This window comes from Paenibacillus sp. JT22N7, from assembly GCF_059383875.1.
Map to the genome: position 1 here is coordinate 114,156 of NZ_JBXENY010000012.1, position 16,861 is coordinate 131,016.

Below are 16,861 nucleotides of genomic sequence, written 5' to 3' on the forward strand. Positions count from 1 at the left end.
TAGCCGCCATCATTTACCTTTTGGTTGGCAAGCGGAGTAGCATTCGGGAGATGTTGGCCACCATTGCGATGCAGGGTGAAAAGAAGGAGTTGGACGTCAAGCTGGAGAAGCTATTATGAGGATAATTTGGAGCTTGCTGTGGTTGATTTACGCGCATCGTTGTTGTCCGACACCAATGTGCAGAAGGGCAATGAGCTCAAAACAGCAATAACCGATGCACAGACCAAATACGTAATGGGTGAGCTTGACGAGAAAGGTTGGAATGATGCAGTTGCAAAATGGAGAAAAGATGGCGGAGACAAAATCATCGAAGAGATTACAGCCGATTACAAAGCAAATCACGCAAAATGAGGGGAAAGCGATTATCTTGCAGCGCGCAGACCCTTGGATTTATAAGCATGTAGACGGCTGGTATTATTTCACGGCGACAGAGCCGGATTATAATTATATCGAGCTGCGCCGCTCGCAGACGATTGCGGGGCTTGCTGATGCGGAGCCGGCTGCAATTTGGCACAAGCATGAAAGCGGCGAGATGAGCGAGAAAATTTGGGCCCCGGAAATTCATTTTATCAATGGCCGTTGGTACATTTATTTTGCTTCGGGGCGGACGGATGCAGGCTTTGCCCACCGCACCTATGTGCTTGAAAATGAAAGCGCTAATCCGCTGGAGGGCGCATGGACGGAGAAGGGCAAAATCATAATGAACTGGGAGTCCTTCAATCTGGATGCTACGACGTTTGAGCATAAGGGAGAGCGCTATCTGGTTTGGGCGCAAAATGATCCAGCGATCAAAGGAAATACAAACCTGTACATCGCGGCGATGGAAAACCCTTGGACGATTCGCGGGACTCAGATTATGATCGCAACCCCTGAATACGATTGGGAAAAAATCGGCTATTTGGTTAATGAGGGGCCCGCGATCATTAAACGGGGCGGCAGCATTTTCATCAGCTATTCTGCAAGCGCTACCGATTTAAATTATTGCGTCGGTTTGCTTACGGCATCTGAGGACAGCAACCTGCTCGATGCGGCTTCGTGGACGAAATCGCCGGAGCCGGTATTTAAGACGGATGGGGAACGTGGGCAGTATGGACCGGGCCATAACGGCTTCACTGTAGCGGAGGATGGCCAGACGGATGTATTCGTGTACCATGCCCGCACCTATAAGGAGATTGAGGGCGACCCGCTAAATGATCCGAATCGTCATACATTCGTCAAGCAGCTGCATTGGTCGAAGGATGGCAGACCTGATTTTAATATCTGGAGTAAAGGTTAAATAAAAAAAGTGGCCCACATCTCTGTGGGCCTGTCCTAGTTATATGATCAACTGTGGGGTTGATAGTTATTATTATATAAACAAAACCTTAGTCGAACCTTAAAGAACTTTGTCTAACGATTGTCTAAAACGTGAATGATTGACGTCAAATGTGACAAAAGGCGCTATAAGGTTGAAAAAAAGCTCAAATTCAGCTGAAGCCCTTGCTTTATCTGGATTTTTTTGAAATATAATACTATTATCAGTTTCACCCTTATAATGGGCTTATATTTCACCCGCGAAACGGTAGCTTTGCCGCCAGGCGTTTTTCTTAGTTTTTCGCTTTTGTCGATTAATCCCTGGGCAACTGTCACAATTCAGCATCTTTCATTGTGATTTCAATCACAATCAAAAACGTATTCCTTGTTTATACTGGTGAAGATCAAGTTTGAAGGATACTTAGACCCGTGAGGAGAGTGCGATGATGCTGAGTGAGAAAACCATTGCCACAATTAAATCTACCGTTCCTGTATTGGAAGTCCACGGCACGACAATTACGAAGCGTTTCTATGAGACGATGTTTGCGGCTCATCCGGAGCTGCTTCATATTTTCAACCATGCCAATCAAAAACAAGGCAAGCAGCAAGCGGCGCTCGCAAATGCGGTTTACGCTGCCGCTCTTCATATTGATAATTTGGCTGCTATTTTGCCAGTTGTGAAGCAAATTGCCCATAAGCATAGAAGCTTGGGGATTTTGCCAGAGCATTATCCGATCGTCGGAAAATATTTGCTTGCTGCCATCAAGGATGTGCTGGGCGATGCGGCTACTGATGATATTTTGCAGGCGTGGGCAGAAGCATATGGTCTTATTGCCGATGCGTTTATAGGTGTGGAGAAAGAGATGTATAAGCAGGCGGAGCAGCAGCATGGCGGCTGGGAAGGGTTCCGGGCTTTTGTGGTCAATAAAAAGGTTCTGGAGAGCGACAACATTACATCCTTCTACCTCGTTCCGGAGGACGGCGGTGCGATTGCAAGCTTTAAAGCTGGGCAATATGTGAGTATGAAAAGGGAACTGCCGAATGATGCTTTTACCCATATTCGCCAATATAGTTTATCGGACTCGCCAAGCAAGCCTTATTACCGCATTTCGGTCAAACGCGAGGATGGGCAGGATGACCGGCCTGCTGGCAAAGTGTCTGTGTCTCTGCATGAGCATTTGCGCGAGGGAGATATCGTTCATTTGTCAGCACCGGCGGGCGATTTTACCGTTGATTTGGAGGATACGCGGCCTGTCGTGCTCATTAGCGGCGGCGTTGGGCTGACACCGATGATGAGTATGCTGCATGCTGTATTGGAAGCCAGTCCAGAGCGCCCGGTTACCTTTATCCATGCGACCACGAATGGTGACACGCATGCGATGAAGGAGCAGGTATCGGCGCTTGCCGGCCGTCATCCGCAGTTGTCCGTCTTCTACTGCTATACGCAGCCGACGGCGCATGACAAGGCGCTTAAAGATTACCACAAGGAAGGTCTGATCAATTTCCCATGGCTGCGTACAGTTATTCCGACGACGGATGCCAGCTTCTATTTTTGCGGACCGCAGCCGTTTATGAAAATGATCAATCGCGCTTTGCGGGTGTTTGAAGTTCAGGTTTCCGATATTCATTTTGAGTTTTTTGGCCCGGCAGAAAGCTTGAACGACGGGCAGGGAGAGCAGCAGGAAACAGCCGATACCGTTTAATTAGACGGATGCTTCTTTCAGTGCGCTCTCGGCGGCCTTTGCCCGCAGAAGACGATTGACCGTTTCGCGGCGCAGCCCGATCAGCTGACCAATTTCATCCTGCGTCAGTACATCGCAAAGGGTAGCCGGTGAAATATGCTGATCGAACCACTGCTCCAGCTTGCGGAGCTTATCAATTGGAGCGGCCTGTGTCAATTGATCGATGCGCTGCTGCATCATGCGCAGCTTGTTTTGCAGCAGCAGCGCAATATCGCGGCATTTTTCCGGCTCGCTCTCCAGCGCTTGGTACCACTCCTGCGATGGCAGCACCTCAATATCGCAGGTAACCAGCGCTACAGCTGTCCCGTGATACGCCTGCTGAGTGATGAGAGAATGATGGGGAATCGTTTCGCCAGCGGTAATAATATTCATTAGAATCGGACTGCCATCCTCATGCAGGCGAATAATTTTGAGCATGCCGCTTTTAATATGGTAGAGGGGCCCAAGTTCTCCTTGGCGGAACAGCGTTTCTCCTTTATGAAGCAGCATAAAGAGCAACTTCCTTTCCATACTGTATTTCTTATATGTAAATTATAGCGGCTTTTTATAGACGGGATCAATCAGTGCCAGGCTGATTGGTCTTTTTTTGCAATTTGGACATTCCTAAGCTATTCTTTAGTGACCTATCTCACAGTGGTTCGGTGCATTATACTGGTACATTCAAATAAACGAGAACAGCTTTTGAAAGGACGGGTTTCTAATGAACATACACAAGGAAACAAACGATAGCAAACTTCAGAGAAAAGCGGTAACGCTAGGCGACGCGCAGCAGGCTTTGCTGGAACGGGTTCATCAATCGGGTACGGTTAAAATAGCACTGGCCGATGCAGCAGGCTATTGCTTGGCCGAGAATATTCGCGCGCGCGAAGCAATTCCGCATTTTCGCCGTTCCGGCATGGATGGTTACGCGATTCGAACGGCTGATTTGCAGCAGCTTCCTGTTATGCTGGAAGTCATAGAACAGCTGCCATGCGGCATTGTGCCGACAAAAACGGTTACATCCGGTACAGCATCGCGGATTATGACAGGCGGGATGGTGCCAGATGGTGCCGATGCCGTCATCATGCTGGAAATGACCGAGGAGGCCACAGAAGCCGGCCGGCCTTATGTCAAGCTGCGCAAAGCGGTGCCGATCGGCGCGAATATTTCGCCAATCGGCGAGGAAGCGCGCGCTCAGGAGCTGCTGCTGGAGGCGGGCGAGACGATTGGACCGGGGCAGATGGCGCTGCTGAGCGCACTTGGCTGCGCGGAGGTTCGCGTGCACCGCAAGCCGCTCGTTGCCATCGTTTCAACAGGGAGCGAACTGTTGTCCATTGATGATCCGCTGGAAGGCGCCAAAATCAGAAACAGCAACATTTATATGCTGGCGGCCCAAGTGCGCGCATGCGGCGCTGAACCGCTTTTTGTGGAGCATATTGCTGATGATTATACAAACGCTGAAAACATGCTGTACAAGCTGCTCGCAAGCGATGTGGATATGGTTATTGCAACTGGAGGCGTGTCTGTCGGAGATTATGATATTATCGCTGATTTTTTCCTGCAGTGGGAAGGGGAAACGCTGTTTAATAAAATTGCGATGCGCCCAGGCAGCCCAACGAGCGCTGGCGTATGGAATAACAAACTTTTCTTTGGATTGTCCGGCAATCCGGCAGCATGCTTTATCGGCTGTGAATTATTGGTGCGTCCCGTTTTGCTCGCGATGCAGGGGGAGCACAAGGCGGCAGATGTTCAAGCACATGATGCTTTTCTTACAGCCGATTATAACAAGGTAAATGCTTATCCCCGTTATGTGCGGGGCATTCGTTATTTCAACAACGGACTGGTGTACGTGAAGCAGGAGGGCATGGATATGTCGAGCGCGCTGGTTACGTTAAAGGATGCAAACTGCCTGATAGTCATTCCGCCTACGAAGACAGGCATCAAGGCGGGGACGCTTGTTACGGTCATTCCTCTTGCTGCTGCTAAGTTGTAAGGCAGGGGGAAACCTGCTATGAAAAAGCTCCCTTTCCCCCTTCCAGCGCTATCAATCGAAAGGGGAAAGGGAGGCTGTAATCGGCACAAGGCGTGGTTTGCCGAGCAGGTATACACACGGTTATTATTTTTGCAAAGTCTGCAAAGCTTCTAAGCCTACATAGCCTTTATAGCTCTAATTAACGTTTCTAACGCGCCTATCTTCTAAATCAAGAGTCTGCTGCAGAGACGGCAGCGGCTGTGCTAACGCTGTTAACAGCCTCTTCCTTCATGCGTTTGCGCGTATTCCAGTCAAAACGCCGCGCATTGCTCCAAAAATTATATTCTCCTGTATAGTAGCCCTGCTCATCTACCTCCAGCTTTTTGCGGGCAATCATTTTGACATAACCAATGACGCGGCTGAAGGTGGCGATATCGTCGCTGCCGCAAACGGGACAGGTGTGGATGTTTTTTCCGTCCTCGGCGACGATTTGCTGGCTGCAAGCGAGACAGCTAGTCAGAGTCGGAGTAAGCGTAATATATTGAATAGGCTTCTCAAAAATTTTCCTTAAATAATCGGCCAGCCTCTCCGGAGCCAGCTTCGTTTCAAGGAAATGGTGCAAAATGCTGCCGGAGGTCGCATAAGCCTGGAATTCGGCGCTGTTCTCCACCTGGAGCAGAAAGTCATCCTCGCTGAACGGCAGCATGCAGCCTGAGGTCAAATAAACGTTTTCCCCAGTGCCCTGTACAAAAATAGTGCGGTCATGGTTTTTCGCCCATTTGACATCATGGCGGGCCAGCTTGATGGCAGCATTTTCACCCGGTGCATATTCGATGCCGCAGGCGACCTGATCGCGGACGATAAAAGTATTGATCGTTTCTGTCATAAACTGCATAATCCGGTGGGCGAGCTGCTTGCCTGCCTCATTGTTCATCCCGCCCTCATAGCCGATATTGATTAGCCCCTCATGCATCCCGGTAACGGCGAACACATTGAAATAATTGGACAAGTCACGGTTTAAAGCGAAAAAGGTCGGATACAGCTCTTTGTTTTGCTCAATCCACTGCCGCTTGGCCATATGGCCTTCCTGCATAATGTTCAGCAGCTCGCCCATTTTCGCAAGCAGCGTATCTTCATTTCCGCCGTATTCCATCAGGACGCGGTTCATGTTTAGATTAAGAACTTGTACGGCACCGGTAGAGCCAGTGGAGCTGCCAAAAATCCCGCTTCCGAGACGTGACAATACCGTTAAATCAATTTGCAGTCGGCAGCATAGGCTGCGGCTGACCTCTGGATCACGCGGCTTAATATAAGGGTTCAGACGGCGATAATGCTCGCTTTCGAACGGCTTGCTGCGGAAGTTTTCGAAATAAACGCCGCCCCATTGGTACATGCCGTCCAGCAGCTCCAGAAACAACGGGTTGCTGTAGTCAAAATGATCGTCAATCGGCACTGTCAAGAGCGGAAAGGTGAACGGGATGCCATTGCCTGTACCCTGCTTCATCACCGCAATCACCGCCTCATTAATCCGGTCAAAGTAGGCGGATGGAATTTCCTTGTAGCGCATGTCCAGCGGCGAGCCGCCAATGACTACAAAATCATCCTTGATTTCATCAGAAGGCTTGCCAAATTCCAGCGTTATATTGGTGAAGGCAGATTGCGAGCCGCCGCGCAGCGGCATGTTCATTTCCCAGATCAAGCTTTGGAACAGCTGCTGAAGCTCCTCTGCCTTAAAGATGTGCCCCTTGACCGTCTCCTCATAATAGAGATAGGAGGCAGACACTGTCGTCATCTGCGAGAGCATGACGGCGCCGGACACCTGCTGCGACATCAGGACGACGAGATTGCTGAAATGACGCAGCAGCGTTTCCAGCTTTTTCGTCGGGTGCGAGGACATCATATTTTTTGCCAGTGTAGGGATGCCGCTTGTTGCAATATCTTTGCAGCCTACACTTAGGCAATAGGGGCTAAGCTGCTTGTCGTGAATGTACACAACTCCGTCCCAGTATAGCTCGGTAAGAGCAGGCGGCAAAATATGCTTCAGCAAGTACTCCTCCTCGGCAAAATTGTTCAGATTATGGCGCAGCAGCGGCAGCGAGTAGACGAAGTTGCTGTTCTCTCTTTTCAAATAGTCGGCTTGCTTCGTTTCGGACCCGGAAGTAAACGTGCGGATAATATCGGTAGATTGGCTAAACATCATCGGCCTCCGTTCTATTTTTGCGGTGGATGGTAGGGATTCAGGGAATAAGGTACAATACTGTCATACTTGTCTTTCAAATGCTCAACATAGGAGGCAATCTGGACGAAAAACTCCTCGCTCAGCAGCGGGTAACGAACGGTCCTTACTTGGCTCAGCCTGCTGTTGTGGCGAATGACGAGATCGACGGAGTCGAGGATGTCCTGACAGAAGCGGACGGAAGGCTGGGCGCCGATAATCGCCTCGAACACCTCGGCATCCTCCGCAGGGTCCAACAGGTGAAAGGGCAGCTTCATATCGATATGAACGCCGTCGATCAGCGCCAGTTCCAGCAGACGCTTCAGTTTGCCTGGGAACGTGCCATTAGTCATAATAATGATTTTCCCTCTGAAAATAAGGCGTACACGCCGCAGGAAGCTTTCCAGCTCCGCCGCGCTGCCGATTAAAAATTCGCCCCCGCTGAACAGCACGGCGTCGAACAGCCCGTCGCTGCCGCTCAGCCGATCAAGCGTCTCCTCTGCGGTTAATAACAAGTGCGGAATCGGCTTCTGCGCGATTAATTCCGCATCATTATGGCAGCCGTAGCAGCGCATATTACAGCCGTTCCAGGCGTGGATCAGCAGGGAGAGATGCCCGGGCAAATCTGTAAAGGTACGGATGAACCGGGGGTAGAAGGTCAGCATCATATTCTCCTTCCCACTGGAATAACTGCATTTAGTTTCAGGAGTTAATAGTAATACAACATATGGTAGTCGTGAAGTGATAGGGATCACAGCAGCGTGAGAAAAAGAAGGAGAGGGACCATTGCCAACTTCCATTATTCAAATTGTCGGCTTTAAAAATACCGGGAAAACGACGCTGACCGCAGCGCTGGTCAAGCAGCTTGCCGAAGCCGGCTGCCGCGTCGGCACGGTTAAGCATGACGGACATGATTTTGACATTGATCATCCGGGTACCGATACATGGCAGCATCGCGAGGCGGGTGCGCATAAAATCGCCATCACCTCGCCGCATCGCACGGCAATTATGGAGCAAAGGCCAACGCCGCTGAATGAGCTGCTTCAGCAGTTCCGTGAAATGGACTGGGTCATTGTCGAAGGCTTTAAACAAGAGCGCTATCCAAAAATTGTCTTGATCCGCAAGGAGGAGGATGAGGCGCTCGTTATGCAATTAGAGCAGGTCGTTGCGGTTGCATCATGGTATCCGGTGAGTTTCGATGGGCTTCCGGTATTCACTGTTGAGGACAGCGCGGGTATGGCAGCTTGGATACGGGAGGAACGCGGCAAGGGAGCATTCGTGCTGGAGGAACCGACGTAAGCGTATAAGCGGGGAAAGGTAAATTAAAGCAAATGCCCGCTAGAGTTCGTATCGCTCCGTGAGACGCTCGTGGTGCTACGAACAATGGACAACAGCACGAATAGGCAAGCCGCGATGAGAGTCATCAGCAGCTTGCCTATTTATTTAAATATAAGAAAGTATAAGTTTTTGCCATACTGTGCTTCTATTTCTCGGACTGAAACGCGCGGCGCCGCCAGAGGACGGCGACAGCCGTTTACGCTTGAAATATAAGCATTTATAAGTATCACCCTTATAATGGGCTTATATTTCATCGCGAAACGGTAGCTTTGCCGCCAAAGGACGGCGACAGCCGTTTACGCTTGCGCCTAGCAATAGCCTAAAAATTCCTTCGCCTCTTCTGACATCATGGCAGGCTGCCATGCAGGCTCCCAGACGACATTAACGTCGACGGAGGTGAAGCCCAGCTCCCCCAGCAGCACATGCCGGACGCCGCCAGCGATCATATCATGCATCGGGCAGCCTGGCGTTGTCAGCGTCATTTCCACTGTAATATGCTCATCTTTCCAATTCAGGTCGTATACGAGGCCAAGATCGACAATATTAACGCCCAGCTCGGGATCATGCACCTTGCGCAGCAATTCCCATATTTGCTCCTTCGTACGTTCTTCCATTCTGCTCCTCTCCTCTCCAAAGTGCCGTTCATTACCGTGTAAAAACCAAGGCGATTAATGAAATGTAACCGAGTGAAAATAAAGAAAAGCCAAGCCCGCCTACAAGCGCTAGAAACGGCAGGCCAAGCAGCAGCCCCGCAAACAGCAGCAGCAGGGAAAAAGCGATGCCGGTAAGCCCAAGATTGACGCCGTTATCACCCAGCAAAGCAGCCATGGTAGGTATGCCTGTTTTGCCGACCTGCGGGCCGTATTTTTGCGTCCACCATAGAAAGGGGACGATTTTGGACAAGTAGCATAAAATCATAAAAGCGACCCAGCCGCCTAAATAAATCCAGCCCGCAGCTGTTGCCAGCGCAGCAGACTCGAACGCCTGTGGATAAAACGCCGTATAGATGAGCGCACCGATGGCAAACAGAGCGATAGCGCGGCAGCTGTTCACCGACCATACGATGCCTGCACCCGGATGGCGCTTGTGCCTATGCTTGCGAATTTGCGCAAGGTGAACATTGTATGCAAGCAGCGCAAGCACGAGAAAGAGCAGCGCAGTCCATTTTGCCCAGAAGCCCCAGCCAAACAGGAAGGAGGCAGCACCCATCAGCACGCCAGCATTCCATAAGCCGAGCGTGACATAGGACAGGCGGGCGGGAAAGCTGTGCGCCAAATAAAACATCGGCAGCATTTTATAGCTGAAGCCGGTAATGAGCAGCCCGAACCAGCCTAAGGTGCCGAGCCAAATATGGGCGCCGAACAAACGTTCATGCAGTCCGCTCCAGGCGTTTAGGGCGAAGTTCAGTCCCATGCCCATGCCGGACAGCCCCGTCAGCGTCAAATACAAAACGGCGCAAGCAGTGCTGAGCGTAATGGCATTCCACTGTGCGGCGCGCCATAGGGTATAGGTGACATTAAAGGCGAACAGCAGCAGACCGATTAGAGCGAGTACCGCAAAGCCGGCAATCCAGGCAACCTCGCCTTTAATGAACCCGTAAAGCAGTCCGCATACCCCGGCGGTGAAGCAGCCGTAATGGACGTAAGCGAGCCGTTCGCTATAAATTTTTGATTGTAAAATAACATGAATGAGCTGATACACGGCGCCCATGGCAATCATCGTTGCCCAGCCAAGGATGATGAGATGGATGTTGAACCATCCTGTGGGCCCGCGAACAGGATCTAGGGTCCAGTCGGCAAGCGACAGCAGGGAGGTGAGGTGGAACAAGGTGAACCCGGCGATGCCTGTTGCGATAAAGAGAAAAGGGAGACGCAACATAAGCTGAGGCCTCCTAGCTTTTTTGAATGAAAACTTGTGCAGAGCCATCTTCCTGCTCTTCAATTGTAAAGGCATATCCAAGCGAGTTTAGTTCCTCAATGAGGAAGACGGGAACTCTATCATTATGAATGATGACTTCATCGCAGGTGCCCAGCTTCTCCAGCGCATTCAAGGTGCGAATCATCGGCTGAGGCGGCTCCAGTCCGCGGTTGTCCAGCCGAATGATTTTTTTGCCGGAATGCTCTGAAGAAGCTGGGGAGGCTGCCGCTTCTGTATCTGCTGCCTCTTCCCGTACAGCCTCCTCCATCGCCGCATCGGGCTCTGCGTCCCATGCCTGCAGGAAGCTTTTATTTTTCTTGTTGACGAAAGTGACGCTCCAGTGCTCAGGGCCTACCTGCTGAACTTTATTAGCGTAGCCTTTTACCTTCATCAAACCAAGCAGCGGGGTAGGCTTGAAGGTAGCATGGAGCACAAGCACATCATGAGTTTCCAGCTCCTTCACCTGATCCATAATAAGCTGGAAGGGCTCCAGCTTTTGGCGTAAATAAGGCCTAACATCAAGCTCCACAATTCGGGTTTGCTTAGCTAGCATGGCTGCTCTCCTCCTCCAGTCGTTAAAGGTAAAGCCTCGCTTCCTCGTAAAGTCCTGTCATACCTCCATACAAAGCATAGAAAAAGGAATCCGGCGCATCGAGTGAAAAGGAAGTGTACTGCTTGGGATCCGTATCCAGCATCCGCTCGAAAAGCGCGGCGCTGTCGTAAGCATAGAAGCAAAAATACGTATAGTTGAACTGCGGCATTTTTTCCACCATGGTGACGATGTCAAACGCATATTCCGTAATATGGGTCTGGGCATCGCGGATCATGGTCAGCGCATCCTCCAGCTGGACCGCAATTTTAATCGTTTTTTCATTGACGATAGTCACTTCGGCCATGTGCTTGCCTCCTTATCGAAGCTATTCTACGAAGCTTTTGCTGTTACAGCGCAAGCTTCCCGATTTTGACGCGAAATAGTTCAGGACCCTGCTCGATATATTCCCAATCAAACTGGTTCTTGTACATCGATTCGAATTGGAAGCGGAGCGGCACGGGATCATGATCGTTAATGAGCAGCATCGCTTCGGAAGGCTTTAGCTCCTGAAACGTTTGAAAAATAACTTTGTGCTTTAATTGCGGCGGATATTCCGTAGCGTTGACAGTTGCAGTGAAAGCTTGCATAAAACATTCCTCCTCGAAAAGATTGGTTTTGGCTATGTCTAAAGCATAATCGAAAGCGGGAGGCGGCTTTGTGACGAGCATCACATTGTGTGAAGCAGGGGCGTTTTTTTGTGAAAAAGTGCGTGAAGGGCGGAGATGCTGCAGGTGATGGCTGTCACAGCCATCCTGCCTGGTTTGCTGTAGACTCGCCTTATACAAATAAAAAAGGCCGCGCTAATTGCACGCGGCCAAGCCGGAGGGGAATATGGATTCTCAAATGGAGCATCAAATCAAGCAGCAGGTGGACATTCGGGTGCTGCCAATGGGCAGCGATCTAGTCTTTCTCATCACCGGGGGAGCCGCCCATATCGGAGCGTCAGCTACCGCATATTGGACAGCATGGGGCGCTCATTTAGCTGCACCCAAATGCGAAACGATTACACTGCCAGGGCATCGGGAAGGAGAGCTGGCAGCGGAACTGGCGATGCTGGCGGCAAGCACTCTCGGCGTAACCGCTACAGTGGTCGTGGGCATTCATCTGGAGCAGCCGACTCGCAGCGAGATTACGAATATCGTCAATCGAACGAGAGAGGGCATGAAGCAGAAAATTGCGCTTCTGCGCTAATGCTTCATCGCTGGCTCATGCGTATCCTTGCCATCTTTTGTTACGCGTAAAATCGCGGTAGCTCCCTTAGCGGCATCATTAAACTGATGAGTCACAATCGGATAGTCGCCTTCCTCAGTTACAGTCACCTCGACAACAGCACCACCGCTTGCCGGAAGCAAATAGGTTTGCAGGCCGTACAGCACATTTCGCGGATTGCCGTCGATATAAACCCGGTCCAGCAGGGTGCCTACAATATGAAACGAGCTGACCTCGTTGGGACCGGCGTTATTGACATAAAACCGCACCTTATCTCCGACTTTGGCAAGGAAAGGCTGCTCTTTAAGTCCAAAGTCATTGCCATTAAATACGACATAGGTGGGCTCATCATTTAAAAAGGCTTGATAGTCATGCTCCTTATACCACTCGCTTTGCACAATCGTATATTCCCGGTCAATGTCTGCATCGCTGGGATAACCATCCGCAGGCGCCACAATAATCATGCCGTACATGCCATTGGCGATATGGGCGAGCGCTGGGCTTGTCCCGCAATGATACATAAACACGCCTGGCGACTCCGCTTTATAACTGAAATGGCCCGCTTCATTCGGCATCACATCGATGAATTTTTTGCTTGGCGCAGCATGAACGGCGTGAAAATCCATCGAATGGGGCACATTCGGGTCCATATTTTTTAGCGTAAAATCAATCGTGTCACCTTCGTTCACGCGCAGCACCGGGCCGGGTACTGTCCCATTGAACGTCCATGCATTGTAATAGACGCCTTTGGAAATTTCCACGTCGGTTACCTGAGCGGTCATTTCAATCGTCACTGTGCTTCCCTTCCGGTGAATACTCGGTGCTATAGGTGGTTGATTCAACGTTTCCGCCGCTTCCGCGATTGCCGCCGCATCATTTTCCTCCGCAGGGATGTACGCGCAGAAAACAGCGATTGCTCCCAGAATTGCGATCACAATAATCATATGCCTCACATTCAGCATGGTCATCCTTCCTTTCAATCCAGTAGATGCCTAAAGTGCTACGGTATACCTCAACAATAAAGCAAGGTGCCGCGTGCGAATGTGACGGGACGCACAGTTGTGCTCCAGAATGTTTTCTAAAATAAGGACAGTTTCTAATTTGCTAAGGAAAGGAGGGAGAAGCATGAGCACGACATTAACCAAGCAGGAGCGCGATTATAAGGTTAATCCATTTATCGTCATTTGGGAGGTGACCCGCGCCTGTGCGCTCAAATGCCTGCATTGCCGAGCGGAGGCGCAGTACAAGGCAGATCCCCGTCAGCTAACACTTGCTGAAGGCAAGCGGCTGATTGATGAGATCGCGGCGATGGAACGGCCGTTATTTGTTTTTACAGGCGGTGATCCGCTAATGCGGCAGGACTTGTTCGAGCTTGCGAAGTATGCGTCCGAGGAGCAGGGACTGCCGGTTTCGATGACACCTAGCGCTACGCCTAAGGTTACGTATGAGGCGATTTGCAAGGCGAAGGAGGCGGGATTGTCGCGCTGGGCGTTCAGTCTGGATGGCTCGACAGCGGCGATTCATGATCATTTTCGCGGAACGAGGGGCTCATTTGACCAGACGATGAAAGGAATCGCGTATTTGCAGGAGCAGCAAATTCCACTGCAGGTGAACACGACCGTGTCGCGCTACAATGTTGGTGATTTGCCTACAATCGCCGAGAAGGTGAAGGAAATGGGCGCCGTCCTGTGGAGCGTGTTTTTTCTCGTACCGACGGGACGCGGAATGGAGGCAGACATGATTTCGCCGGAGCAGCATGAGGCTGTGATGATGTGGCTGTGCCAGACTCAGCGAATGATGCCTTACGGGGTGAAAGCGACGGAGGCACCGCATTATCGCAGAGTTTTTTTGCAACAGCAAAAGCAGCAAAAACAGGACCAGCTGGAACAGCGAAAGCACGCCGGTGAGGAAGTGGCAGGAAATAACTCAAGCGCAAGTGCAAGCGGGGGCATGGGCAAACATGCCGACATGCTGGGACGCGCGCCGAAAGGCGTCAATGATGGGGACGGCTTTGTATTTATCAGCCATACGGGAGATGTTTATCCGAGCGGTTTTCTGCCGATCGTATGCGGCAATGTACGTGAGCAGCCACTCGCGGACATTTACCGGTATTCACCCATTATGCAGCAGTTGAGGGATAAATCGCTGTTAAAGGGTAAATGTGGAATCTGCCCCTTCAAGCAAATATGCGGCGGCTCAAGGGCGAGGGCCTATGCCCTCACCGGCGATTATTTGGAGAGTGATCCTTATTGTGCTTATATACCGAGTTAAAATAAATAGGTAAAGGCGGGGAGTTCATGCCTTATAAAAAGCTATGGGCGGCATTGGCGCTCGTATTTGTTTTATCCTTTGGCGTATTGCTCTATTATGGCGGAGAGATTATTCAGGAGAAGCCGCCGATTCCGGAGCGGGTGGTCACGGAGCAGGGAGATGCGATTTTTACAAAAGCCGATATTATGGAGGGCCAGCAGGTCTGGCAGCGAATGGGCGGTCAGGAGCTGGGCAGCATCTGGGGCCATGGCTCCTATGTAGCGCCGGATTGGACGGCCGACTATTTGCATCGGCAGCTTGTGTTTATGAATGATTATAACGCGCAGCAAAAATACCAGCTGCCTTATGACCAGCTGACAGAGGAGCAGCAGGCTGAGCTTAAAGCCACGCTCAAGCGTGAAATCCGCACGAATACGTATGATCCGGAGACGGGTGACATTGTGATTACTTCATTGCGGGCATTGACGGCTTCTGAACTGGGCGACTATTATTCAGGTGTATTCGGAGATGCACCTGAATGGGCCGCGTATCGCGAGCAAATCGCTCTGCCAGCCAATACGGTAGGCTCACTGGACGATCGCGAGAAGCTGAATGCCTTTTTCTGGTGGGCGACTTGGTCAACCTCGACGAATCGGTTAGGCTCAGACATTACGTATACGAATAACTGGCCGGGCGAGCCGCTCATTGATAATGAACCGACCAGCGCGTCGCTGCTTTGGTCCATTGTGAGCGTGGTTTTGCTGCTTGCCGGAGTAGGGGCGCTTGCTTGGTATTACGCCGTACAGCGGAGCAAGGAGCAGGATGAGAGCGGGCATATACCGGAGAAAGATCCGCTCCTGCAAGTGAAATCGACGCCTTCCATGCGGGCGACGATGAAATATTTCTGGATAGTGACGACGCTGATCGCCGTCCAGGCAGGTCTCGGCGCGATTACCGCCCATTATGCGGTGGAGGGGAATGGCTTTTACGGCATCCCGATCGCGGAATGGTTTCCTTATAGCGTCACGCGCACCTGGCATCAGCAGCTCGCGGTATTTTGGATTGCGACCGCATGGCTCGCAACCGGCCTATATATCGGACCAGCGATTTCTGGGCATGAGCCCAAATTCCAGCGTTTAGGGGTGAACGTGCTGTTTTGCTGCCTGCTGCTGATCGTTGCCGGTTCAATGGCGGGCGAATGGCTTGCGGTCAAAGGCTATATTACAAGCGCGACGCATAATTTTTATTTTGGACATCAGGGCTATGAATATGTCGATTTGGGCCGGGCATGGCAAGTTTTTCTGACGGCCGGCTTATTTATTTGGTTTTTCCTCATGGCGCGGGCAATCTGGCCGGCTCTGAAGAAGAAGGGGGAAAGCCGCCATCTGCTGACGCTGTTTCTAATCGCTTCGGTTGCGATTCCGACGTTTTACATTCCGGGCTTAATGTGGGGGCCTCAGGCGCACTTGACCATTGTGACCTACTGGCGCTGGTGGGTCGTTCATTTATGGGTGGAGGGCTTTTTCGAGGTGTTCGCTGCGGTCGTTATCGCATTTCTGTTTTCTCGCATGGGGCTTATACGCACGGCAACCGCGACGGCAACGGTGCTGTTCTCGACCGTTATTTTTCTCGCGGGCGGCATTATTGGCACGTTTCATCATTTATATTTTGCCGGGACGCCGATTGGAGTGCTCGCTTTCGGCGCATCGTTCAGTGCGCTAGAGGTTGTGCCGCTGCTATTGATTGGGTTTGAGGCTTATGAAAATTTGCGTCATGGCCGGGCAAAACCGTGGGTAAAGCGCTATAAATGGCCGATCTTTTTCTTCGTCGCCGTATCATTCTGGAATTTGGTCGGAGCGGGTCTCTTTGGCTTCCTTATCAATCCGCCCATTGCGCTATATTATATGCAGGGGCTTAATACGACGGCGCTTCATGCACATACCGCTCTGTTCGGCGTTTATGGCATGCTCGGAATCGGGCTTATGCTGTTCTGTATGCGCGGGCTCACCGGAGAGAAGGAATGGCGGACGAAGCTGCTGAGGTTTTCCTTCTGGTCGTTTAATATCGGCTTGATGATGATGGGTCTGGCAAGCCTGCTGCCCGTAGGAATACTCCAAACGCTGGCGAGCATGGAGCATGGGATGTGGTATGCGCGCTCTGCCGAATTCCTTCATACCCGCACGATGCAAAATCTCGTCTGGCTGAGGGCTGTCGGCGATACGATTTTTGCGCTTGGTGTAGTAGGCATTGTTATTTTTGTCATCGGTTTGGCGACGGGCCGATCCTATAAGTCGGACGTAAGCTAGACTTTCGCTAATGCTGGAAAGTGGAATGCTGGTTTGCTGGCAAGCAGC

The 16,861-nt window shown here is 51.1% G+C and carries 17 protein-coding genes; 8 read left to right on the forward strand and 9 right to left on the reverse strand.

Features of this window, described 5'->3' with window-relative positions; genetic code table 11:
* The first annotated feature begins 75 nt into the window (after positions 1 to 75).
* The 3 genes from AC50Y5_RS27520 (at position 76) to hmpA (ending at position 2,996) form a co-directional block, all read left to right on the forward strand.
* Entirely contained in the window at positions 76 to 351 is a 276-nt protein-coding gene (locus AC50Y5_RS27520; protein WP_494864438.1) for a hypothetical protein, read from the forward strand.
* Positions 290 to 1,276, forward strand: a complete 987-nt coding sequence (locus AC50Y5_RS27525) for a glycoside hydrolase family 43 protein (RefSeq protein ID WP_494864440.1) — start codon at positions 290 to 292, stop codon at positions 1,274 to 1,276. The genes AC50Y5_RS27520 and AC50Y5_RS27525 overlap by 62 nt, the downstream gene beginning before the upstream one ends.
* A 463-nt stretch (positions 1,277 to 1,739) precedes the next feature.
* Positions 1,740 to 2,996, forward strand: coding sequence for an NO-inducible flavohemoprotein (gene hmpA, locus AC50Y5_RS27530; protein WP_494864598.1), 1,257 nt, complete (start codon positions 1,740 to 1,742; stop codon positions 2,994 to 2,996).
* Here hmpA and AC50Y5_RS27535 read toward each other — a convergent pair whose 3' ends face one another.
* Positions 2,997 to 3,524, reverse strand: coding sequence for a Crp/Fnr family transcriptional regulator (locus tag AC50Y5_RS27535; protein WP_056028560.1), 528 nt, complete (start codon positions 3,522 to 3,524; stop codon positions 2,997 to 2,999).
* Between the two features lie 211 nt (positions 3,525 to 3,735).
* Here AC50Y5_RS27535 and AC50Y5_RS27540 point away from each other — a divergent pair, with 211 nt between their 5' ends.
* Positions 3,736 to 5,007 carry a molybdopterin molybdotransferase MoeA gene (locus AC50Y5_RS27540; protein WP_494864443.1) on the forward strand — a complete coding sequence of 424 codons (1,272 nt, stop codon included), beginning with the start codon at positions 3,736 to 3,738 and terminating at the stop codon, positions 5,005 to 5,007.
* A gap of 208 nt (positions 5,008 to 5,215) precedes the next feature.
* On the opposite strand, the gene nrdD is transcribed toward AC50Y5_RS27540, so the two are convergent.
* Both nrdD and AC50Y5_RS27550 read right to left on the reverse strand, forming a co-directional pair.
* Positions 5,216 to 7,186, reverse strand: coding sequence for an anaerobic ribonucleoside-triphosphate reductase (gene nrdD, locus AC50Y5_RS27545; RefSeq protein WP_494864445.1), 1,971 nt, complete (start codon positions 7,184 to 7,186; stop codon positions 5,216 to 5,218).
* Between the two features lie 11 nt (positions 7,187 to 7,197).
* Positions 7,198 to 7,869 (reverse strand): radical SAM protein, encoded by a 672-nt coding sequence (locus AC50Y5_RS27550; RefSeq protein ID WP_235533006.1) that lies wholly within the window; start codon positions 7,867 to 7,869, stop codon positions 7,198 to 7,200.
* Positions 7,870 to 7,987: 118 nt separating this feature from the next.
* Between AC50Y5_RS27550 and mobB the strand changes: the two genes are divergently transcribed.
* The gene (gene mobB / locus AC50Y5_RS27555; RefSeq protein WP_056028548.1) at positions 7,988 to 8,500 is read left to right on the forward strand and encodes a molybdopterin-guanine dinucleotide biosynthesis protein B; all 513 of its coding nucleotides are present in this window, start codon (positions 7,988 to 7,990) and stop codon (positions 8,498 to 8,500) included.
* Between the two features lie 347 nt (positions 8,501 to 8,847).
* Here mobB and AC50Y5_RS27560 read toward each other — a convergent pair whose 3' ends face one another.
* The 5 genes from AC50Y5_RS27560 to AC50Y5_RS27580 are packed head-to-tail and all read right to left on the reverse strand — an operon-like array spanning position 8,848 to position 11,635.
* Positions 8,848 to 9,153 carry a metal-sulfur cluster assembly factor gene (locus AC50Y5_RS27560; protein ID WP_494864448.1) on the reverse strand — a complete coding sequence of 102 codons (306 nt, stop codon included), beginning with the start codon at positions 9,151 to 9,153 and terminating at the stop codon, positions 8,848 to 8,850.
* Positions 9,154 to 9,184: 31 nt separating this feature from the next.
* Positions 9,185 to 10,417 (reverse strand): hypothetical protein, encoded by a 1,233-nt coding sequence (locus AC50Y5_RS27565; protein ID WP_056028543.1) that lies wholly within the window; start codon positions 10,415 to 10,417, stop codon positions 9,185 to 9,187.
* 13 nt (positions 10,418 to 10,430) lie between these two features.
* A complete protein-coding gene (locus tag AC50Y5_RS27570; protein ID WP_056028540.1) occupies positions 10,431 to 11,009 on the reverse strand; it encodes a DUF2249 domain-containing protein in 579 nt (192 codons plus the stop codon).
* A 22-nt stretch (positions 11,010 to 11,031) separates the two neighbouring features.
* Positions 11,032 to 11,352, reverse strand: coding sequence for a hypothetical protein (locus tag AC50Y5_RS27575; RefSeq protein WP_046233434.1), 321 nt, complete (start codon positions 11,350 to 11,352; stop codon positions 11,032 to 11,034).
* 43 nt (positions 11,353 to 11,395) lie between these two features.
* Positions 11,396 to 11,635 (reverse strand): DUF2249 domain-containing protein, encoded by a 240-nt coding sequence (locus AC50Y5_RS27580; RefSeq protein ID WP_056028537.1) that lies wholly within the window; start codon positions 11,633 to 11,635, stop codon positions 11,396 to 11,398.
* Positions 11,636 to 11,879: 244 nt separating this feature from the next.
* On the opposite strand from AC50Y5_RS27580, the gene lpdD reads away from it, so the two are divergent.
* Positions 11,880 to 12,239, forward strand: coding sequence for a prenylated flavin chaperone LpdD (gene lpdD, locus AC50Y5_RS27585; protein ID WP_056028534.1), 360 nt, complete (start codon positions 11,880 to 11,882; stop codon positions 12,237 to 12,239).
* Here the strand turns inward: lpdD and AC50Y5_RS27590 are convergent.
* Positions 12,236 to 13,201, reverse strand: a complete 966-nt coding sequence (locus AC50Y5_RS27590; RefSeq protein ID WP_442952508.1) for a multicopper oxidase domain-containing protein — start codon at positions 13,199 to 13,201, stop codon at positions 12,236 to 12,238. The two genes, lpdD and AC50Y5_RS27590, sit on opposite strands and share 4 nt — an antisense overlap.
* A gap of 181 nt (positions 13,202 to 13,382) precedes the next feature.
* On the opposite strand from AC50Y5_RS27590, the gene AC50Y5_RS27595 reads away from it, so the two are divergent.
* Positions 13,383 to 14,528 carry a TIGR04053 family radical SAM/SPASM domain-containing protein gene (locus AC50Y5_RS27595; protein ID WP_494864451.1) on the forward strand — a complete coding sequence of 382 codons (1,146 nt, stop codon included), beginning with the start codon at positions 13,383 to 13,385 and terminating at the stop codon, positions 14,526 to 14,528.
* Positions 14,529 to 14,554: 26 nt separating this feature from the next.
* Entirely contained in the window at positions 14,555 to 16,813 is a 2,259-nt protein-coding gene (locus tag AC50Y5_RS27600) for a nitric-oxide reductase large subunit (RefSeq protein WP_494864453.1), read from the forward strand.
* Positions 16,814 to 16,861: the final 48 nt, after the last annotated feature.